The sequence below is a fragment of the Streptomyces sp. MspMP-M5 genome, assembly GCF_000373585.1.
GTDB lineage: Bacteria > Actinomycetota > Actinomycetes > Streptomycetales > Streptomycetaceae > Streptomyces.
On sequence record NZ_KB891893.1, the window covers coordinates 1 to 20,662 of the forward strand.

The window sequence follows — 20,662 nt, forward strand, 5'->3', positions numbered from 1 at the left end:
ATCGCGTTCACGATCTCCCGCATCGCATAGGCGCCCTGATGACCGCTGACCGAGCGGTGCCGGTCCTTCCACGCGGTGATCACCGGCTCGATCAACGACCACTGCCCGTCCGATAAGTCGCTGGGATATGACTTGCGTTCACTCACCCCGCCAACCCCAGCAGACCCCACACGACGGACCCGCGGATTCCGCCCACACCTCACACCATCGGGCGACCACAGAACGACTCAAAGACTCACGAACCGCCCACTCAGCGTCCGACTCCAGCGTCAGGTAGTCCTTGTAACCGTTCGCAACCACGTCACCGTACGGCTGCCACCAGCCCTGCTTACCGGCGTCCTTGGCCAGTCCCTCCAGCGGCTCGACAACCTCCACGGCTTCGACGCCATACACCTTCAGGAGTGGTTGCACGTCCTGTGGGCGCAGACGCGCCTTTGCGTTCTCGATGCGAGACAGCTTGCTCTCGTCCCAACCCATTGCCGCGGCGGCGCTTCCGAGGCTCATGTTCACGCTGTTTCGGTACTTGCGTAGAGCCTCACCGAGTCGTCGCCGGCGGAGAGTTGGCACTGCTCTGACGTTCGGCATGGTGCTGTTTGACACCCCCAAGGTGCTCGTGGAACGGCCCGGGTGCAGTTTCGCACCCGTCTGGTGCGCAAGTCGATAGGTCTCGGGTGCATTCTCTAGCGAATTCCGGTGCCAAGCTTGCGAGTTGAGGTCTGGAAGATGCACTCTCTTCAACGGAAGGCGCGACGGCTCCAGCAGCTCTAATCGGGCTCGCAGTTCTACGTCGCCTGCGCTGCCTGCCTGCCATTCATGCGGCACGGGAAGCAGCGGAGGTCCTGAGACGGCAGTGCTGCCAGCACAGGGACTCGCGCCTCCGCGGCAGTTAAGCGGTGCTGCACACGCTCCCGTTGTGGGCGGGACCGCGTCAGCAGTGATTCGTCTGGAGGGTCGAACATGCCCCCTGCACTACCTCTGCGTCGATCGTCCACCGCGGGTCCGCGCCCCCAGCCGGCGGGCGCGCGGCAGCCCGCCAATGTTGAGCCCGCGCCGAAGGAGGCGAGGGAGTTTCAGGCGCGGAGGGGCGATCTCCGTACCTGGGACGCCAGCGCCTGGGAGACGTGGCTCGTCTACGGCGGCATGGCGTGACCTCCTCGGCCGGTCCGCCGGGGGGCAGCGCGGAGCCGCTCGGAGTCGGTGACGTGGTCGAGTACGCCCCCGGGCGTACCGCCATCGTGACGGACATCTGTGCCGGTGTCCCCTGGCTGCGCGACCACGGCTTCAGGGAATGGCCGGCCGACGACGCTGTCGAGATTCGGGTGGTGCGACGGAGGGCCGCGCGCACCTCGGAAGGGGACAGCTGGTGACCGGTGACACGCCGACCGCCGGTGTCTCCGCCGGGCAGGAGGAGCCGGTGCGCCCCACCGTCGAAGACCTCTTGACGGAGGCCGCGAGGTTGAACGAAGCGATCAACAAGCACAGAGAACAGCTCGGAGGCCATTCGGAATGACTCACCCCGCGCTGCCAGGCTGGCGGGAAGTCCCCGCCCCCGTCGCCGGCTGCGACTGGTGCGCCATGCTCCACGAGGATCGCGCGAACGCGATCCGGCGGGGCGACGGTAGCGCCGAAAGCGACTCCAACGTCCTCATCCGGCACCATCACGCGGAAGCTCACCGATGATCCCGCGCATGCTGCGGCCCCCCCCGGCCACCTGGCGACATGCGCCACAGCGGCCGCCCCGTACCTCACACGGAGGCGCTGAACCCATAGCTCGCAGTGCCTCGGCGGCCGTTGGCCCGGCCGCCGAGGCGGAACGCCACCACACCCGACTCAAGGGATGACAACGCAATGCGTGACTTTATCGCCTGCCTGTTCATCTGGTTAGGGGAACCCCTCCGCCAACGTCTGCGCACCCTTCACCGGCGTGCCAGTAGCTGGCTCTCCCCGCCACCGCCTCCGTCAGCCTCCCCGGGGGTTCTCCAGCGGCCGACGTACGACCGGGACCCGCTGCCTGATCACGTGCTGGCTCTGCGCATGCCGTTCGATGGGCATGCAGTCAGCCCCGCGCGGCCCTATTACATCGCCTCCGAATTCTCCCTCCGTTCCGCGGAGGCAGTTCAGCTCACCAATGTCTGGTGGCCGACTCACGCGGGGGCCGGCCTGTGAAGAAGAAGGCCAAGTCGCCCTGGACCGAGCTGCCCACGACCCGCGAGTGCACGCCCAAAGAGCTGGCCGCCGTCCGCAACTTGGTGCACAGGCGCCTACGTGACCCCAACGACCGCACCACGATCCTCACTGCCCTGGGCCTGGGGAAACAACCGGTGTAGCACCCGTGATGGCCGCCTTGCTCCGCCAGCGGCCATCGCCGCACGGATTGCTCCGCGGTCGGGGAAGCCACTACGGCCCCTGGCCGCCGAGTATCTGCGCCGCCAGCAACTCCTGGGGGAGCGCCCGCCGGCGGCCGGGACGGCTCGGAGTACCCCACTCCTTCGCACGTGCCTCCTCTCACCGGCTGCCCGCCGCACTCATGTCTGTGGGCAGGCAGCCGCCCCACACGCTCCACACCCATGGCGGCCGTCCGGGTTAGGGCCGCACCACGACAGCAACGAACCGAGGAAGGCGATGACCGAGATCATCACCGTCGCCCAGTGGAACATCGAGCACGATGGGGGACTGGACGGCCGGCGCTGGCAGCTCGCCCACGAGATCCTGCACTCCCATCGGCCGGACATCGTGCTACGCCAGGAAATGACGCACAGTCATGCAGACGGTCGGCGGCGCCTCTTCGCTGCCGAAAGCGCCCTGGGCATGCGCGGTTTCATCGCTGCGGCCACTCCCGAGAGCCCCAACGCCTGCGGCCTGTTCATCGGCCCCGACCTGTTCAAGCCCGTAGCTCAGTACCACCACGAAACCCTGTGGTGGCACCCCATGTGCAACGTCGTCGTCCGGCTCGGCGACTGCCCCATACTCATCTCGTTGGCGTCGTTCCACCTGTGTAGCCATGACCCGGAGACCCGCCTTACCGAGGCTCGCCGCCTCATCACACTCGGCAAACCCGGCATGATCAGCCTGGTCGGCGGTGACTGCAACAGCTACCCACACATCCCCGAGCCCAACAAACTCCCCCACTGGCCGTCGGTGCCAGACCGTGCTCATATCGCCGCCCGCACCTACCTCGACGGCGGCAAGCTCCTCAGCGACACCCGCCCCGACCGCGTGCTCACCGCCGCCGGATTCGTGGATCTCGCCCGCTACGCCTACAACCACCTCAGCCAAGACCAGGCTCTCGCCGCCACCGCCGGCCATGAGAAGCCCCTGCAAGGCGGCCCGCAGCGCATTGACCGCATGTACGGCACGGGCGGCATCGCCGCTGCCCTCACCAGCGTGCAGGTCATCGACACCGAAGACACCCGCAAAGCCTCCGATCACGCGCTGGTGATCGCCAAGTTCGACCGCCGCAAACTCGAACGCCTCCTCTACGCAACGGACGTCGCCGCGGTCGCTTAGCGCCGATCGGTACGACACCAGCCGCCGGCCGCACCACGGCCCGGCACCCAAGACTCCGCCCCAGCCCGGCATACCCGAACACCGCACGGCACCTCGTTCGGAGCCCAGCGGGGGCGGCACCAGCCCCGACCCCGAGGCGTACGGCCCCAAAGCAGCCGCGTGTCCCGAGGGAGGGCCAAGTAATGACGGTTTTCAGACGAGAGAACAGCACATGGGCAACGAAAAAAAGACGGTGGACGCCGCCAAGGGGCGCCGGGATCGCGACGCCAAGAACGACGGCGCCTCCACACCGAAGGAGAAGCAGCGAGGGGTGTCCACCCACCTGGACGAGAAGGGCTACAGGGAAGGCCGCTGGTACGGCGGATAGCGGCTACCCGCGCCCTTCGACCCGGTGCCGATGACCATCACACGCCTCGGCGCCGCAGCTTCCCGGCTGCCGTCACGCGCCAGCCACCACAGACCCCGCCCTCTTGCGGCCGGCACAGCGAAACCCGACCGTACGAAGGCGGCTTCCCCAACCCAACGACAACACCGAGAGGAGGTAGGGACGTTGACTCATCAGAACGGAGACACGCAGATGAAGCCGGCGCAGGTCGATGACCAGCCGGACGTGATCAACCTCGGCGACGCCGCCACGCTCACGCGTGGCGGTGAGGACCAGGGCGTGGAGAACAAGCGCGCACCGTACGACTGATCGCCACCACATCACCGCGGTGGCCCCCGTGCCTTAGGCGCGGGGGCCGCCCCTCTCGTCCCCCAACACTGCTGAAAGAGGTGGCCATGACCATGCGTTGGTTTGGAGGATGCGCCCCGGAGGGCCCGCAGCTCGCGCCGGAAGGCGCCCGGGTGCTCTGGAGCGAGCCCCGATTATGGATGGTGGGCAAATGGCCGACCCCGCTGATACGGATGGCCAAGAGCAGAACGGCGCTTTTGGCCGTCATCGGCCCGTGCGCCGCGACCCAGCAGGACCTCGCCCCGGCCCTCACCGCCCCCGACCTTGCCAAAGCCGTCGGACACTGGCCCGGCTCGTACACCGCAGTGCGCTTCACCGCCCGCGCGGTTGTGGAGATCGTCACCGATCCCACTGGCGCCTGCCCCCTCTACACCGCCCACACCCCCCACGGCATCGTGTGGGGCTCCAGCGCCCGCGCCCTCGCCCCCCTCACCGGCGGGGAAGTGGACACCGACTGGCTCGCCGCCTACCTCTGGGACACCGCGGCACCGAGGGACGACCGTAGCCCTTGGGAAGGCGTTCGCCCCGTACCGCCCGGTCACGTCCTAACGCTCGCCGCGGGCGGCTCCCGATTCCTGCAACCGTGGTGGTCGTCCCCCACGCCCCGCCCGCGCACCGAGGCCCTTCGTGGCCTTCGCCACGCGTTGACTGAAGGCGTCCGCGCCCGCGTCGAAGACACACCATCCGCCACCGACCTCGGCGGCATGGACTCCACCACCCTCGCCGTCATCGCAGCCCGCCACCGCCCCCTCACCGCCATCACCGCCTACCCCCTCGGCCACACTGAAGGCGGGGACCTCGACTATGCCCGAGCCCTGCGTGTACCGGGCCTAACCAAGATCGAATTCCCTCTTGAAGCGGCCCACTTGCCGTTCGCACCCGCCATCACGCCGATGCCGGCAACTGACGAACCGCCGCCTTCCACCGCCGTATGGGCCATGCTCTCCGCCCAGCTCCGCCTCGCAAAGGCCCAAGGAACTGTCCGGCAACTCACCGGCGATGGCGGCGACCACCTCTTCCTGGCCTCACCACGACACCTTGTGGACCTCGCCCACGACCGGCGTTGGCTCCCCCTCATGCGCGACGCCCTGGCCTGGGCACGCCTCCGGCGCCAAGCTCCTGGCCCGCTCATCACCGCCGCGCTCCGCGGTGACACCGAGGGCATCGCACGCCCCTGGCTGGCCCGCCCGCCGTGGCTCACACCCGACACCCCCGAACCCCGCTGGCGCTCGGGAAACGCCACACAGGCCCTGATCTCCTCCATGCGCACCGTCGCACGCACCGCCCACGCCGATGCCCAGCTCTGCGACGACGTCGGCATCGAACTCCACAACCCCTACCTCGACGGCGCGGTCCTCACCGCCGTTGCCGCCGCCCCCGCCGAAGCCCGGTTCTCCGCACACCGCTACAAGCCGCTCCTCGTAGATGCCGTGGGCGACCTGCTCCCTGCACTTCACCGAGACCGCGCCACGAAAGGCACCTTCACCTCCTCGTTCCACCACGGCCTCCGTGCCAACCTCCGGCGTGTCCTCGACCTCACCGACGGCCAACTCGCTGCCCGCGGCCTCATCAATCCCGCCCCCCTCCGCACCACCATCCACGCCGCGGCGATGGGCGCGGAAACCAACTGGGCCCGGCTCCTCCCCACGCTGGCCGCAGAGCAGTGGCTCGCCACCATCGACCGCACATCAGCCGTCCGATGGCACGACACCACCCCCGCCCCGGCAGGCCGCCGATGAACGCCGCCGCACACACCGTCGTCGCCATCACCGCCAGCGCCCGCGTGATCATCAACTACGACACCGGCAACACCGAAATGCGACGGCTGAACGGCCAGCCCGTTACCGGCACCATCGTCCACATCAGGCCCTCCGCTCCCACCTGGGGCACAACGGAAGCACGCGCCACACTCACCCCCAACGGCTACACGCCCCTGCACTGGCGCCTGGCCGCCATCCCGGCGGTACTCCTCACCGCCGCCGTACGGGCCTGCGGCCCACGCCGCCGGCGCTTCCGCCGCCTCGTACAACTCGCCCGATCCGGACGGCACTTTGTCCCCGCGACTCGCATCCAGGCTGAGTACGCCGTCCGTGCCGTCCGCCGGGCCTCCTACGCTATGCCCACCGCCTGGGCCTGTTTGGAGGAGTCCGTCGCGGCCACCGCTCTACTCGCCCTCGCCGGCCGCCGCGCCGAATGGCGCCACGGCCTGGCCACCGACCCCGTACGGTTGCACGCCTGGCTCGTTGACGCCCGAGGGAGACCCGTCGAAGAACCCGAGGACACCTTGCTTTACACCGCTACATACACGCCAGACGGCCCCGGCCCCGCCTGCCGGGCCCGGAGGGAGAACGCAACGTGAGTGACCCGCACATCGTGCTGACCGGCGAGCGCCTCGCCCTGGGCTTGCCGCGCGAGGACATGCTGCCGGAATATCACCGGTGGGAGACCGACTACCGCACTCTTCTCGGCTACGGCGCCCAATTCCCCCAGTCCTGGGAATCCCGCGTTGCCGGCTGGGAACGCCTCCGCAAGAGCTCCAGCTCACCGCAGTTCGAAGTCGTCCGCACCGACGAGCAGACGGCCATCGGTCTCACCACGCTCCACATCAACCAGGTCACCCGGACCGCCGAGTTCGTGATGATGCTGGCCCCGCACGAACGCGGCAAGAGCTACGCAACCGAAGCCGCCCGCCTCACCCTCGACTGGGCCTTCCACATCGGCGCCCTACGCACGGTCTGGCTCAAAGTTCTCGAACCCAACCATGCCGGCATCGCCGCCTACGAGAAGGCTGGGTTCCAGCGCGCCGGCCGGCTCCGGCAAACCGGGTTCTGGCTCGGGAAGCCCGCCGACGAGCTGATCATGGATGCCCTCCCCGAAGACCTCGTCGGGCCTTCCGTGATCACCGAATAGCGCGCCGGATCGAAGTGGCACAGACCACGAGCTGCGCGCGGGAATACCGATGTGCGGGCTGTGGCTATATTTGAGAGCCTCTAGGGCCGGTGTGTTCACGCACCGGCCTTCTTCGTGCCTGACAATGCCGTCGGCCGCACTTCCACCAAACGCTCGCACACCTCGTCGGAGGACCACCGCGCTATGCCCTTGGCCCTGCTCGCCCTTGCAGTCGCCGCATTCGGAATAGGCACCGCAGAATTCGTCATGATGGGCCTCTTGCCCAACGTAGCGTCTGACCTCGGGGTGACCGTCCCCACCGCGGGCTGGTTCGTCACCACATACGCACTCGGCGTCGTCATCGGCGCCCCACTGCTGACGATGCTAGGCACCCGGCTGCCGCGAAAGCTGACGCTCATCCTGCTCATGGGCCTCTTTACCCTGGGCAATTTCGTGGCCTCGATCGCGCCGGACTTCGGCACCTTGATCATCGGCCGTGTCTTGGCCGGCCTTCCGCACGGCGCGTTCTTCGGCGCCGGGGCCGTTGTCGCTGCCCGGATGGTCGCAGAGGAGCGTCGTGCGCGCGCAGTGGCCACCATGTTCCTCGGGCTGACCGTAGCCAACATCGTCGGCGTCCCGGTCGGGACCGCTCTCGGCCAGCACCTCGGTTGGCGCGCCACATTCCTCGTGGTCACGGGAATCGGCTTGATCGCCATGGTCTCGCTCGCCGCGCTGGTTCCGCCCATCGCAAAGGATCAGCAGGCAGGGTTCCGGTCCGAGTTCCGCGCACTCGGCAACCGGCAGGTGCTCCTGGGGCTGCTGACGACGGTGTTCGGCTTCGCCGGCGTCTTCGCGGTCTACAGCTACCTGTCCTCGATGGTCACCCAGGTGACGGGACTCTCGGAGTCGGGCGTCACCATCGTCCTGGCCCTCTTCGGCGTCGGTATGACGCTGGGCGCGCTGGTTGCCGGCCCGCTCACCGACCGCGCGCTGCGGCCCACGTTGTACGGCTCGCTGGCCGCCCTCGCCTTGGCCCTGCTGGCGTTCAACTGGGCTGTGCACGTTGCGTGGGCCATGTACCTCGGCGTCGTGGTTCTCGGTGTCGTCGGCTTCATGACAACCACCCCGCTTCAGATGCTCGTGATGATGAAGGCGCAGGACGCGCCCAGCCTTGCCTCCGCGTCCAACCAGTCGGCGTTCAACCTTGCCAACGCCGGTGGAGCATGGGCAGGCGGCCTCGTCGTATCGGCTGGCTATGGGTGGACGTCACCGGCTCTGGTCGGCGCTGCCCTCGCGGCGGTCGGCCTTGGCGTCGCCTTGGCCGCGGGGATGTTGGACCGGCGCACCACGGGATCGATCTCCAGGGTTGTCGCCCGCGGCGACAGCCGGGAGAGCCAGGAAGCGCACGTCTCCGCATGAGGATCGCCGTCTGGGCGCCAGTAGGCGCCCAGGCGGCTTGATCAAGGCTGGTTGGCTCGGGCACCTGTGTGCTTAACTCAGGACAACCGAGTTCGTCATGATGGGCCTGCTGCCCGACGTCGCGAACGATCTGGGCACCTCCGTGCCCACCGCCGGCTACCTCGTCTCCGCCTACGCCCTCGGCGTCGTCATCGGCGCACCCCTCCTGACCGCCCTCGGCTCCCGCGTCCCCCGCAAGCGGATGCTGGTGGCGCTGATGGCGGTCTTCACGGTCGGCAACCTCGCCTCCGCCCTCGCCCCCAGCTTCGGCCTGCTGGTCGCCGGCCGGCTGCTGGCCGGGCTGCCGCACGGCGCGTTCTTCGGCGTCGGCGCGGTGGTCGCCGCCCGGCTGGTGAAGGAGGGGCGCCAGGCCCGTGCGGTGGCCACCATGTTCCTCGGCCTGACCATCGCCAACATCGTCGGCGTGCCGGCCGCCACCCTGCTCGGCCAGCACCTCGGCTGGCGCGCCACCTTCCTCGTCGTGGCCGCCGTCGGCCTGGTCGCGATGGCCTCCCTGGCCCGGCTGATCCCGCCGCTGCCGGCCGAACGGCACACCGGCCTGGCCCGCGAACTGCGCGCCCTGGGCGACCGCCAGGTGCTGCTCGGCCTGCTCACCACCGTCTTCGGCTTCGCCGGGATCTTCGCCGTCTACAGCTACCTCGCCTCGATGATGACCGAGGTCACCGGCTTCGCGGCCGGGTCCGTCCCCCTGGTCCTCGCCCTCTTCGGCATCGGCATGACGCTCGGCGCGCTGGCCGCCGGACCGCTCACCGACCGGGCGCTGCGCCCCACCCTCTACGTCTCCCTCGGCGCGCTCGCCCTGGTCCTGGCGGCCTTCCACTTCACCGCCTCCGTGAAGTGGGCGGCGCTGGTCACCGTCGTCCTCGTCGGCGGCATCGGCTTCCTGACCACCACCCCGCTGCAGATGCTGGTGATGAACAAGGCGCGGCAGGCACCGACGCTGGCCGCCGCCTCGAACCAGTCGGCCTTCAACCTCGCCAACGCCGGCGGCGCCTGGATCGGCGGCCTGGTCCTCTCGGCGGGCTGGGGCTGGACCTCGCCGACCCTGGCCGGTGCGGTGCTGGCCGCCGCCGGCCTGGTCGTCGCGGTGGCGGCCGGCCTCCTGGACCGCGGCGCACCCGACCCCGCCCGGATCGTGGCCCGCGGCGGCGAGCCGGAGCCGGAGGCCGCACCGGCGTCCGCGCCCACGACGGACGCCGTCAGCCGCTAGGGCCGTGCGGCGGACCGGTACCGACGAGTCGGGGCCGGTACGGAACGGACCGTACCGGCCCCGCCGCCCCCGCCTCCGGAACCTCAGGCGCCCTCGCGCCAATGGTTGGTGATCGGCAGCCGCCGGTCCTTGCCGAAGCCCTTGGCGGAGATCTTGGTGCCCGGCGGGTACTGCCGGCGCTTGTACTCGGCGTGGTCCACCAGCCGCAGCACCCGGGTCACCAGCGCCGCGTCGAAGCCCTGCGCCACGATCTCCGCATGGCCCCGGTCGCGGTCGACATACAGCTCCAGGATGCGGTCCAGCACCGCGTAGTCCGGCAGCGAGTCGGTGTCGACCTGGCCGGGCCGCAGCTCGGCGCTGGGCGGCTTGTCGATCGTGTGCTCCGGGATCGGCGGGGGCGTGCCGCGGGCGGCGGCGGCCTCGTTGCGCCAGCGCGCCAGCTCGTAGACGACGGTCTTGTAGACGTCCTTGATCGGGCCGTAGCCGCCGGCCGAGTCGCCGTAGAGGGTCGAATAGCCGCACGCCAGCTCGGACTTGTTGCCCGGCGCGAGGACGAGGTGGCCCTCCTGGTTGGACAGGCCCATCAGGAGCGTGCCGCGCAGCCGCGACTGGAGGTTCTCCTCGGCGAGCCCGGTCAGCCCCAGCGCCGCCATGTAGGAGTCGAACATCGGGCCGATCGGCACCGTGCGGAAGTGCAGCCCGGTACGCCGGGCCAGTTCGGCGGCGTCACCGATCGAGTGCTCGGAGGAGTAGCGCGAGGGCATCGCGATCGCGTGCACCTGCTCGGCGCCGACCGCGTCGCAGGCCAGCGCGGCGACCAGCGCCGAGTCGATGCCGCCGGACAACCCCAGCAGCACGCTGCGGAAGCCGTTCTTGGCGACATAGGCGCGCAGCCCGACGACCAGGGCGGTGTAGATCTCCTCCAGGTCGTCGAGGCGTTCGGCCTGCCCGCCGAGGGTCTGCGGCGGGTACGGAGACGGAGGGCGCGGCGTCAGCCGCTCCGGTGGAGCCGGGGCTTGCACCGGGGGGCCGGCGGAGAGCACGACGTGGTCCACCCGCAGCCCGTCGTCCAGCTCCCCGGACGGCGCCTCCGGCGCGGCGGCGGGCAGCTCCAGGTCGACCAGCACACACCCCTCGGCGAACTGCGGGGCCCGTGCGATCACCCCGCCGTCGCGGTCCACCACGATCGAGTCGCCGTCGAAGACCAGCTCGTCCTGCCCGCCGATCATCGCGAGGTAGGCGGTGGTGCAGCCGGCCTCCTGGGCCCGCTTGCGGACCAGCTCCAGCCGGGTGTCGTCCTTGTCCCGCTCGTAGGGTGAGGCGTTGACGGACACCAGCAGCCCGGCGCCGGCGCGGCGCGCGGCCGGCACCCGGCCGCCCTCCTGCCAGAGGTCCTCGCAGATGGCCAGCGCCACGTCGACGCCGTGGACCCGGACGACCGGCAGGGTGTCGCCGGGGACGAAGTAGCGGAACTCGTCGAAGACGCCGTAGTTGGGCAGGTGGTGCTTGGCGAAGCTGAGCGCGACGGCGCCCCGGTGCAGCACCGCGGCGGCGTTCTGCGGGGCGCCGGCGGGCCGGCCGTAGCGGGGCAGCGCCTGCGGACAGCGGTCGAGGTAGCCGACGACGACCGGGACGTCGCCCAGCCCCTCCGCGGCCAGCCGGGCGGCCAGTTCGGACAGCGCGGCCCGGCTCGCCTCGACGAACGACGGACGCAGCGCGAGGTCCTCGACGGGGTAGCCGGTCAGTGCCATCTCGGGGAACGCGACGAGGTGCGCGCCCTGGCCGGCGGCGTGCCGGGTCCAGTGCACGATCGTCTCGGCGTTCCGGGCGAGGTCGCCGACGCAGGAGTCGATCTGGTTGAGGGCGAGACGAAGTTGAGGCACCCCGCCAGTCTAATCGTCTTTCTGACGCAATGGGGGTGCCGCGGCCCGGCCCGAGCGATGCGGGCACCGGTCCGGCCGGGCCCGGCGGTCAGTCCCGCCGGTAGCCGAGGATCGTCATCATCCCCGACTCCGAGTGGTAGACGTTGTGGCAGTGCAGCATCCACAGCCCCGGGTTGTCGGCGTCGAACTCCACCGCGAGGCGCTGGTTGGGCCGGATGACCGTGGTGTCCTTGCGCGGCCCGCCGTTGGGCAGCCAGAAGCTGTGCCCGTGCAGATGCATCGGGTGCCACATGTCGGTGTCGTTGCGGAACACCAGCCGCACCCGTTCGCCCGCCCGGATCGGATAGCGCTGCGAGGGGGTGTAGGCGCGGCCGTTGATGGCCCAGTCGAAGCGCTCCATGGTGCCGGTGAGCTTCATCCGCAGGATGCGGTCCGGCTGCCGGGTCCGGGCCCGTACGCTCTCGTGCGCCCGGATCCGGTCCGCGGTCATCAGCGGCCCGTCCAGCTCCCTGGGGTGGACCGAGGGCTCCGGCGGCCGGCCGTCCCCGGTGCGCAGCAGGGCCAGCGCGGTCTTGTTCCGGCCCTTGCCGTCGGCGACGGCGACCAGCGGGAAGACCCCGGATCCGACGGTGACCATGACGTCGTAGCGCTCGGCCATGCCGATGAGCAGCTGCTCGGCGCGGATGTGCTCGACGGGGTTGCCGTCGGTGTGCGTCACCGTCATGCGGTGGCCGCCCAGCGCGACCCGGTAGGCGGTGTCGCTGCCGGCGTTGATGAGGCGGATCCGGATCCGGTCGCCCGGCCGGCAGCGGAAGGTCTCGGGATCTCGCTTCGTACGGCCGTTGATGAGGTGGTACGGGTAGTTCACATTGCCCGGCATGCCGCCCAGCACGCTGCTGCGGCTGTCGGACGCCAGGAGCCGGGACGGGCCGCTGCGGCCGTGCTTGCCGTGCCCGGGGCCGTCGTCGCGGCGCGCCCCGCGGCTCGCCCGTGCGGTGGCCATGGACGCGGCGCCCGCGGAGGCGGACGCGCCCGCGGCGGCGGAAGCGGACGAGCCCGCGCCCGCGGAGGCGGTCATGCCGTGCGGGGGCACGCCGCCCAGGCCGGAGTTGTTCAGGCCCGCGTTCGCCAGGCCGAGGCCCAGGCCCAGACCGTCCATGGCCGGCCGGTTCACGCCCGGGACGAGACCGTCCAGGAGCCCCGGGCCCACCCGTCCGCCGTCCGCCGCCCCGCCGTCGACGCGGCCGTGACCGCTGTGGCTGCCGGGCTCGTGGGGTCTGCCGGTGCCGTGGGCCGTGGCGTGGCTGGAGCTGTGACTGGAGCTGTGGCTCTCGTGGCCCGACGGCCGGCGGCCGGGGTCCTTGGGCTTGTGCCCGGCGCCGGACCCGTGCCCGCTGCCCGGGCCGTGCCCGTCGTGCCCGGAGCCGCCGTCGTGCCCCGAGCCGTGCCCGTCGTGCCCCGAGCCGCCGCCGTGCATGGCGCCCCGGCCGTGGTTCAGCTCCTCCAGCACGGCGTCCGGGGTGCTGCCGTCCACCCCGTCGAGCCAGTCGTCCAGCACCACGATCCACTCGTGGTCGTACTCCAGCGGCTCCCGGGGGTCGTCGACGATCAGCGGGGCGTAGAGCCCGTGGTCCTGCTGGACGCCGACGTGCGGATGCATCCAGTAGGTGCCGGGCCGGCTGACCCGGAAGCGGTAGTGGAAGGACGAGCCGGGCTGGATCGCCCGCTGGGTGACGTCGGGGACGCCGTCCATGTCGTTGCGCAGGTCCATCCCGTGCCAGTGCATGGTGGTGGACTGCGGCAGGCTGTTGGCCAGCACCACCGACAGGGTGTCGCCCGCGGTGACCCGCAGCTCGTCGCCCGGCAGCCGGTCGCCGTACACCCAGGTGTGGACGGTCCGGCCGCCGATGTCGATCCGGTCCCTCCGGGCCTCGACGTACAGCCGGCGCACCCGTCCGGAGGCGGCCCGCCGGCTCTCGCAGTCGGCGACCTCCGGGCCGTGCGGGTCGACATAGCGGCCGCTGGGGGCGCGGTCCTGGTCGGGCCGGCTCTCCGGAGCGGTGGACGCACCGGAGGGGCCGGCGGAGGCAGCGAGCAGACCGCCGCCGGCGACCGCGATGCCCGCGCCGAGCACGGCGCGGCGGGAGTGCGTATGAAGGGAATCCATGGGGGCAGCACCTCGTGGCGATGGGGGAGCGGGGGAGCGGCGCGGGTCCGGGGAGGCCGGGGCGGCCCCGGCCGGCGGTCAAGGGCGCGGCGCGGCCGACGCGACGGCCGGGGATATCGGCCGCGGTCCGCGCAGCGGGTGGCCGGGCCGGGCGGCGGCCTTGCGCTGTTCACCCATCGCGGACCTCTCGACGGCCGGGGACCTACGGACGCAGCCTTGCTCCCGGGGCGCCGGCCCCCGGAGGTGGCCCATCGCGCCGCGCTCGCCGCGTCCGGTGGACCGTCTGCCTATTCTTGGTCCTCCCACGCCCACGGCATATCCGGCATTTCGGACGCGCCGTCGGGATCACCCGAACACCAGGATGTCCGTGAGCCCGATCCGCCCCGCCGCAGACGCCCGCACCGGCCCTGCCAGAACGGCCGCCGCCGTCCTGCTGCTGCTCGGCGCGCTCGCCTACACCGCCTGGGTGCTGGAGCTGGTGATCGCCACCGGCCTGGACCCGGTGCGCGCCTACGTGAGCGAACTGGCCGCCGCCGACCAGCCGCTCGGCGGCCTGTTCCGCGCCACCGACCTGGTCGCCGGACTGCTGGTGCTGGCCGGCGCGCTCACCGCGCTCGCCGCGGTCCGGCGCCGGCCCTGGACGGTTGCCGGCCTGAGCGCCCTGGCCCTCTTCGGCGCCGCCACCGCGCTGGACTCCCGGCTGCCGCTGAGCTGCGCCCCCACCAGCGATCCGGTCTGCGCCGCCCGCGAGACCGCCGGACTGGTCCCGGCCACCCACACCGCGCACGCCGTCAGCAGCACGCTGGCCATGCTCGGCGCACTCGCCGCGCTGGTCCTGCTGACCGTCGCCGCCCGCCGGTACGGCCACTGGCCCGCGCTCGCCCGCCTCGGCCCGCCCCTGGTGCTCACCCAACTCGCCGCTACCGCCTGGACGTTGGCCGAGGTCGCCGCCCTCACCGCGGGCCGGGGCACCTGGGCGCTCGGCGTCGGCCAGCGCCTCCAGGTGCTGCTGGTCGCCCTCTACGTCGCCGTGCTCGCCGGCTGTCTGGCCCGCGGCGCCCGGGCCGCCCGTGCCGCCGTCCGCAACGCCCACGACGCCCGCCCCGGCACCCCGTCCGTGCCCCAGGACCCGCCCCGAGGAGCCGCATGAACCCCCGCCCCGCCCCCGGCCGGATGGTGCGCGTCGGCGGACTGCCGCTGCACGTGCTGAGCGAGGGCACGGGCCCGGTCGTGGTGCTCTGTGCCGGCCTCGGCATGGCGTGGTTCGACTGGGACGCGGTCGCCGCCCGGCTCGTCCCGCACCGCACCGTCGTCCGCTTCGACCGGCCCGGCCTGGGCCTGAGCGCACCGGCCGCGGCACCGCCCGACCTCGCCGCCGAGGCGGACCGGATCGCCGCCGTCCTGGACGCCCTCGGCCACCGGGCGCCGGCCACCGTCGTCGGCCACTCACTGGCCGGCTTCCACGCCGAGGCGTTCGCCCGGCTGCACCCCGCCCGCTGCGCCGGCCTGGTCCTCGTCGACGGCAGCATCGAGGAGGACCCCCGGCCCCGGCTGCCGCGGACGGTCCGCACCGCCTGGGCGCGCGGCGCGGCCGGCGCGCTCTCCGCCGCCGGCCTGCCGCAGCTCCTCGGCCCCGCCGCGCGCCGGCTGCTCGCCCGCGCCGGGACGCTGGGCCACCACCCGCGGCGGGGCTGGGAACGCGCCGGCTACCGCACCAGCCGGGTGCTGCGGGCCTGCGCCCTGGAGAACGCGACCTACCCCTACCAGGCCGCGGATCTCGTCGCGCTGCGCCGGCTCCGCCCGCTGCCCGCGGTCCCCGTCACCGTCCTGGCCGCCTCCGACGGCAGCGCGTCCCGGAGCCGGCTGCGCTGGCTGGCCCGGCAGCGGGCGCTCGCCGCGGAACTGGGCGGCCGCTGCACGGTCGCCGCCCCCGCCGGCCACCTGGTCATGACGGACGCACCGGACACCGTGGCCCGGGCCGTGCTGGACCTGGGCTGAGCCCCGTCCGCGGCGCACCGCATACCGGCCGAACGCCGCCACACGGGCCGCTCAACACCAGGTCAACAGGCGTTCTGTGGCCGTCCAAGACTGGGCCAAGGCCCTCGATTCCGGCGCCGCCGGGCGCTGACCCTGCTCGCGGCGGGGAAGATGCCGGCAGAAGACGGCGAGGGGGTCACGGTGCGACGGTTCTGATCCAGGCCAAGGGTGCGTAATGTGACGGTAACCCGCCGGCGTGATACTGGTGGGCCCGAACGCGATGATCCCCGCGCGTGGACAGGCCGAATGACCTGCAAGGATTGGTGAGCCATGGACAAGCAGCAGGAGTTTGTGCTCCGGACGTTGGAAGAGCGCGACATTCGCTTCGTCCGGCTGTGGTTCACCGACGTCCTCGGGTTCCTGAAGTCCGTGGCGGTGGCCCCGGCCGAGCTTGAGCAGGCGTTCGACGAGGGCATCGGCTTCGACGGCTCGGCCATCGAGGGCTTCGCCCGGGTCTACGAGTCCGACATGATCGCCAAGCCCGACCCCGGCACCTTCCAGATCCTGCCGTGGCGCGCCGAGGCCCCGGGCACCGCCCGGATGTTCTGCGACATCCTGATGCCGGACGGCTCGCCCTCGTACGCCGACCCGCGGTTCGTCCTCAAGCGCATCCTGGCCAAGACCTCCGACCTCGGCTTCACCTTCTACACCCACCCCGAGATCGAGTTCTTCCTGCTCAAGGACAAGCCGGTGGACGGCTCCCGGCCGATCCCCGGCGACTCCTCCGGCTACTTCGACCACACCCCGCAGAACGTCGGGATGGACTTCCGCCGCCAGGCGATCACCATGCTGGAGTCGATGGGCATCTCGGTGGAGTTCAGCCACCACGAGGGCGCCCCCGGCCAGCAGGAGATCGACCTGCGCTACGCCGACGCGCTCTCCACCGCCGACAACATCATGACCTTCCGGCTGGTGATGAAGCAGGTCGCGCTGGAGCAGGGCGTGCAGGCCACCTTCATGCCCAAGCCGTTCTCGGAGTACCCGGGTTCGGGCATGCACACCCACCTCTCCCTCTTCGAGGGCGACCGCAACGCCTTCCACGAGTCCGGCGCCGAGTACCAGCTCTCCAAGGTCGGCCGCTCCTTCATCGCCGGCCTGCTCCGGCACGCCGCCGAGATCTCCGCCGTCACCAACCAGTGGGTCAACTCCTACAAGCGCATCTGGGGCGGCGCCAACCGCACCGCCGGCGCCGGCGGCGAGGCCCCCTCCTACATCTGCTGGGGCCACAACAACCGCTCGGCCCTGATCCGGGTCCCGATGTACAAGCCCGGCAAGATGGGCTCCACCCGCGTCGAGGTCCGCTCCGTCGACTCCGGCGCCAACCCCTACCTCGCCTACGCCGTCCTGCTCGCGGCCGGCCTGAAGGGCATCGAGGAGGGCTACGAACTCCCGGCCGGCGCCGACGACGACGTCTGGGCGCTGACCGACTCCGAGCGCCGGGCGATGGGCATCGAGCCGCTGCCGCAGAACCTCGGCGAGGCCATCGCGCTGATGGAGCGCAGCGAACTGGTCGCCGAGACCCTCGGCGAGCACGTCTTCGACTTCTTCCTGCGCAACAAGAAGCAGGAGTGGGAGGAGTACCGCTCCGAGGTCACCGCCTTCGAGCTGCGGAAGATGCTGCCGGTGCTGTGAGCCCGGACCACTCCGCTGTGTCCGAGCCGACCCGCCGTCGAGAGGCCGCCCCATGGCACTACCCGCTCCGCAGGGACGGCGGAGCAGCACCTTCACCCGGCTGCTGAAGCACGGTTTCACCGACCCCTCCGCGGCCGGCGCGCTGCTCGACGCCCCCGAACTCGCTCCGGTACGCGACGACTCGGTGCTGCTGGAGGCGCTCGGCGCCACCCCCGACCCCGACCTGGCGCTGCGCGGCCTGGTACGTCTGGTGGAGGCGCTGCCGTCGGCGGAGCGGCAGGAGCTGCTGGCCACCGTCGCCGCCGCCAAGCCGCTGCGCGACCGGCTGCTGGGCGTGCTCGGCGCGTCCGAGGCGCTCGGCGACCACCTGGCCCGGCACCCGGGGGAGTGGCGGTCGCTGGTCACCTACGAGTCGGTCGATCTGCACCCCACCACACCGGAGTTCGAGCAGGCGCTCGCCGACGGCATCTGGGGCGAGCGGGGCGCCGACCGGCCGCGGGCGGACGCCCTGCGCGTCGCCTACCGCCGCGCTCTGCTGGGCATCGCGGCCCGCGACGTGTGCGGCACCACCGACGTCGCCGAGACCGCCGCGGAACTCGCCGACCTGGCCACCGCCACCGTCCGCGCCGCCCTGGAGATCGCCTACGAGGAGCAGCCCGGCGACGCCGCGCAGTGCCGGCTCGCGGTCATCGGCATGGGCAAGTGCGGCGGCCGGGAGCTGAACTACGTCTCCGACGTGGACGTCATCTACGTCGCCGAGCCCCGCGAGGGCGCCGAGGAGGCCAAGGCACTCCAGGCCGCCACCCGGCTCGCCTCCCGGATGATGCGGCTGTGCTCGGACAGCACCGCCGAGGGCACCATCTGGCCGGTCGACGCCAACCTGCGCCCCGAGGGCCGCAACGGCCCCCTGGTGCGCACCCTCACCAGCCACCTCGCCTACTACCAACGATGGGCCAAGACCTGGGAGTTCCAGGCACTGCTCAAGGCCCGCCCGATGGCCGGCGACCTGGCGCTGGGCCAGGAGTACGTCGACGCGCTGGCGCCGATGGTGTGGGACGTCGCCGAGCGGGAGAACTTCGTCGCCGACGTCCGCCAGATGCGCCGCCGGGTCGTCGAGAACATCCCCGCCGCCCAGGTCGACCGGGAGCTCAAGCTCGGCCCCGGCGGCCTGCGGGACGTCGAATTCGCCGTCCAGCTGCTGCAGTTGGTGCACGGCCGGGCCGACGCCACGCTGCGCAGCGCCACCACCCTGGACGCCCTGGCGGCGCTCGCCGCCGGCGGCTACGTCGGCCGCCAGGACGCCGCCGCCCTCGACGCCGCCTACCGCTTCCTGCGCACCCTGGAGCACCGCATCCAGCTCTTCCGGCTGCGCCGCACCCATCTGATGCCCGAGGACGAGTCCGAACTCCGGCGCCTGGCACGGTCGTTGGGGCTGCGCACCGAGCCGGTCGCCGCGCTGCGCCGGGAGTGGAAGTGGCACGCCCGCGAGGTGCGCCGGCTGCACGAGAAGCTGTTCTACCGGCCGCTGCTGGACGCCGTCGCCCACCTGGAACTCGGCGAGGCCCGGCTCTCCGCCAAGGCCGCCGGGCACCGCCTGGAGGCCCTCGGCTACGCCGACCCGGTCGGCGCGCTGCGGCATCTGGAGGCGCTGGCCTCTGGCGTGACCCGCAAGGCCGCCATCCAGCGCACCCTGCTGCCCGTCCTGCTCGGCTGGTTCGCCGACTCCGCCGACCCGGACGCCGGACTGCTGGGCTTCCGCAAGGTCTCCGACGCACTCGGCAAGACCCCGTGGTACCTGCGGCTGCTGCGCGACGAGGGCGCCGCCGCGGAGAACCTCGCCCGGGTGCTGTCCGCCGGCCGGCTCGCTCCCGACCTGCTGCTGCGCGCCCCCGAGGCGGTCGCCCTGCTGGGCGCCGCCGACGGTCTCCAGCCGCGCGGCCGGGCCGCCCTGGAGCAGGAGGTGCTGGCCGCCGTCGGCCGCGCGGACGGCGCCGAGGCGGCGGTGGCGGTGGCCCGCGGGGTGCGCCGCCGGGAGCTGTTCCGGACCGCCGCGGCGGACGTCATCGGCGCCTACGGCACCGAGTCCAGCCCCGCCGAGACCGACCACGGCCATGCCGTCGACACGGTCGGCACGGCGGTCTCCGACGTCAACGCCGCCACCCTCGCCGGCGCCCTGCGGGCCGCGGTCCGCGAGCACTGGGGCGACACCCTGCCCACCCGGTTCACGGTGATCGGCATGGGCCGCTTCGGCGGCCACGAGCTGAGCTACGGCTCGGACGCCGATGTGCTCTTCGTCCACGAGCCGCGCGAGGGCGCCGACGAGCAGGAGGCCGCCAAGGCCGCCCACGCGGTCGCCAACGAGATGCGCCGGCTGCTCCAACTCCCCTCCACCGACCCGCCGTTGCCGATCGACGCCGACCTGCGCCCGGAGGGCAAGTCCGGTCCGCTGGTGCGCTCCCTGGCCTCGTACGCGGCCTACTACCGGCGCTGGTCGCTGGTGTGGGAGGCGCAGGCGCTGCTGCGCGCCGAGCCGGTGGCCGGCGACGCGGAGCTGGGGGAGCGGTTCGTCGAGCTGATCGACCCGCTGCGCTACCCGGCCGAGGGGCTGGGCGAGGACGCGGTCCGCGAGATCCGCCGGCTCAAGGCCCGGATGGAGTCCGAGCGGCTGCCCCGCGGCGCGGACCCGACCACCCACGCCAAACTGGGCCGCGGCGGGCTGAGCGACGTGGAGTGGACCGTCCAGCTGCTGCAGATGCAGCACGGCTGGGAGCTGCCCGGACTGCGCACCACCCGCACCCGGGACGCGCTGGCCGCCGCGCACGCCGCCGGGCTGATCGGCACCGACGACGCCCGGACGCTGGACGAGGCGTGGGTGCTGGCGGCCCGGGTGCGCAACGCGGTGATGCTGGTGCGCGGCCGCCCCGGCGACACCTTCCCGGCGGACGGCCGGGAGCTGGCGGCGGTCGGCCGCTACCTCGGCTACGAGGAGGGGCACGTCGGCGAGATGGTCGACGACTACCGGCGGATCACCCGCCGGGCCCGCGCGGTCGTCGAGGAGCTGTTCTACGGGGCGTGATCCGGGCATGACCGGGCGTGATCAGGGGCGGGCGGCGGCCGGCCCGGCA

Annotated in this window: 18 protein-coding genes; 14 read left to right on the plus strand and 4 right to left on the minus strand. The window is 72.1% G+C overall.

Annotated features, from left to right (window positions below; genetic code table 11):
• Together B073_RS47975 and B073_RS40335 are read right to left on the minus strand one after the other, a co-directional pair.
• Window positions 1-146, minus strand: a 146-nt coding sequence (locus tag B073_RS47975) for a transposase (protein WP_234025110.1), incomplete at its 3' end; no start/stop codon positions are given.
• Complete coding sequence (locus B073_RS40335; protein WP_078508065.1) at window positions 139-585, minus strand: helix-turn-helix domain-containing protein; 447 nt, start codon at window positions 583-585, stop codon at window positions 139-141. The genes B073_RS40335 and B073_RS47975, both read right to left, overlap by 8 nt.
• A 778-nt stretch (window positions 586-1,363) precedes the next feature.
• Here B073_RS40335 and B073_RS46480 point away from each other — a divergent pair.
• The 10 genes from B073_RS46480 (at window position 1,364) to B073_RS40350 (ending at window position 9,818) form a co-directional block, all read left to right on the plus strand.
• Window positions 1,364-1,510 (plus strand): hypothetical protein, encoded by a 147-nt coding sequence (locus tag B073_RS46480; protein WP_018539558.1) that lies wholly within the window; start codon window positions 1,364-1,366, stop codon window positions 1,508-1,510.
• Between the two features lie 625 nt (window positions 1,511-2,135).
• Complete coding sequence (locus B073_RS46485) at window positions 2,136-2,327, plus strand: hypothetical protein (protein WP_158690154.1); 192 nt, start codon at window positions 2,136-2,138, stop codon at window positions 2,325-2,327.
• A 295-nt stretch (window positions 2,328-2,622) separates the two neighbouring features.
• A complete protein-coding gene (locus tag B073_RS0118440; RefSeq protein ID WP_018539560.1) occupies window positions 2,623-3,507 on the plus strand; it encodes an endonuclease/exonuclease/phosphatase family protein in 885 nt (294 codons plus the stop codon).
• A 211-nt stretch (window positions 3,508-3,718) separates the two neighbouring features.
• Window positions 3,719-3,874 carry a hypothetical protein gene (locus B073_RS46490; protein WP_018539561.1) on the plus strand — a complete coding sequence of 52 codons (156 nt, stop codon included), beginning with the start codon at window positions 3,719-3,721 and terminating at the stop codon, window positions 3,872-3,874.
• 210 nt (window positions 3,875-4,084) lie between these two features.
• Complete coding sequence (locus tag B073_RS45775) at window positions 4,085-4,201, plus strand: albusnodin family lasso peptide (RefSeq protein WP_018539562.1); 117 nt, start codon at window positions 4,085-4,087, stop codon at window positions 4,199-4,201.
• 92 nt (window positions 4,202-4,293) lie between these two features.
• The gene (locus B073_RS40340; protein WP_234025118.1) at window positions 4,294-5,979 is read left to right on the plus strand and encodes an albusnodin/ikarugamycin family macrolactam cyclase; all 1,686 of its coding nucleotides are present in this window, start codon (window positions 4,294-4,296) and stop codon (window positions 5,977-5,979) included.
• A complete protein-coding gene (locus B073_RS40345) occupies window positions 5,976-6,599 on the plus strand; it encodes a lasso peptide biosynthesis B2 protein (protein ID WP_018539564.1) in 624 nt (207 codons plus the stop codon). The genes B073_RS40340 and B073_RS40345 overlap by 4 nt, the downstream gene beginning before the upstream one ends.
• Window positions 6,596-7,150, plus strand: a complete 555-nt coding sequence (locus B073_RS0118465) for a GNAT family N-acetyltransferase (protein ID WP_018539565.1) — start codon at window positions 6,596-6,598, stop codon at window positions 7,148-7,150. Before B073_RS40345 ends, B073_RS0118465 begins: the two co-directional genes overlap by 4 nt.
• 183 nt (window positions 7,151-7,333) lie before the next feature.
• Window positions 7,334-8,548 (plus strand): MFS transporter, encoded by a 1,215-nt coding sequence (locus tag B073_RS0118470; protein ID WP_018539566.1) that lies wholly within the window; start codon window positions 7,334-7,336, stop codon window positions 8,546-8,548.
• A gap of 97 nt (window positions 8,549-8,645) precedes the next feature.
• Window positions 8,646-9,818 carry an MFS transporter gene (locus B073_RS40350; RefSeq protein ID WP_018539567.1) on the plus strand — a complete coding sequence of 391 codons (1,173 nt, stop codon included), beginning with the start codon at window positions 8,646-8,648 and terminating at the stop codon, window positions 9,816-9,818.
• Between the two features lie 83 nt (window positions 9,819-9,901).
• On the opposite strand, the gene B073_RS0118480 is transcribed toward B073_RS40350, so the two are convergent.
• Together B073_RS0118480 and B073_RS0118485 are read right to left on the minus strand one after the other, a co-directional pair.
• A complete protein-coding gene (locus B073_RS0118480; protein ID WP_018539568.1) occupies window positions 9,902-11,701 on the minus strand; it encodes an NAD+ synthase in 1,800 nt (599 codons plus the stop codon).
• Between the two features lie 88 nt (window positions 11,702-11,789).
• On the minus strand, window positions 11,790-13,868 hold the full coding sequence (locus B073_RS0118485) for a multicopper oxidase family protein (protein WP_037812065.1): 2,079 nt from the start codon (window positions 13,866-13,868) through the stop codon (window positions 11,790-11,792).
• A gap of 361 nt (window positions 13,869-14,229) precedes the next feature.
• Here B073_RS0118485 and B073_RS40355 point away from each other — a divergent pair, with 361 nt between their 5' ends.
• The 4 genes from B073_RS40355 to B073_RS0118505 all read left to right on the plus strand — a co-directional run bounded on the left by B073_RS40355 (window position 14,230) and on the right by B073_RS0118505 (window position 20,613).
• Window positions 14,230-15,018 (plus strand): DUF998 domain-containing protein, encoded by a 789-nt coding sequence (locus B073_RS40355; protein WP_078508067.1) that lies wholly within the window; start codon window positions 14,230-14,232, stop codon window positions 15,016-15,018.
• Window positions 15,015-15,866 carry an alpha/beta fold hydrolase gene (locus B073_RS0118495; protein ID WP_018539571.1) on the plus strand — a complete coding sequence of 284 codons (852 nt, stop codon included), beginning with the start codon at window positions 15,015-15,017 and terminating at the stop codon, window positions 15,864-15,866. Before B073_RS40355 ends, B073_RS0118495 begins: the two co-directional genes overlap by 4 nt.
• A gap of 309 nt (window positions 15,867-16,175) precedes the next feature.
• Window positions 16,176-17,537: a type I glutamate--ammonia ligase gene (gene glnA / locus B073_RS0118500; protein ID WP_018539572.1), complete on the plus strand. Its 1,362-nt coding sequence runs from the start codon at window positions 16,176-16,178 to the stop codon at window positions 17,535-17,537.
• 52 nt (window positions 17,538-17,589) lie between these two features.
• A complete protein-coding gene (locus tag B073_RS0118505; RefSeq protein WP_018539573.1) occupies window positions 17,590-20,613 on the plus strand; it encodes a bifunctional [glutamine synthetase] adenylyltransferase/[glutamine synthetase]-adenylyl-L-tyrosine phosphorylase in 3,024 nt (1,007 codons plus the stop codon).
• Window positions 20,614-20,662: the final 49 nt, after the last annotated feature.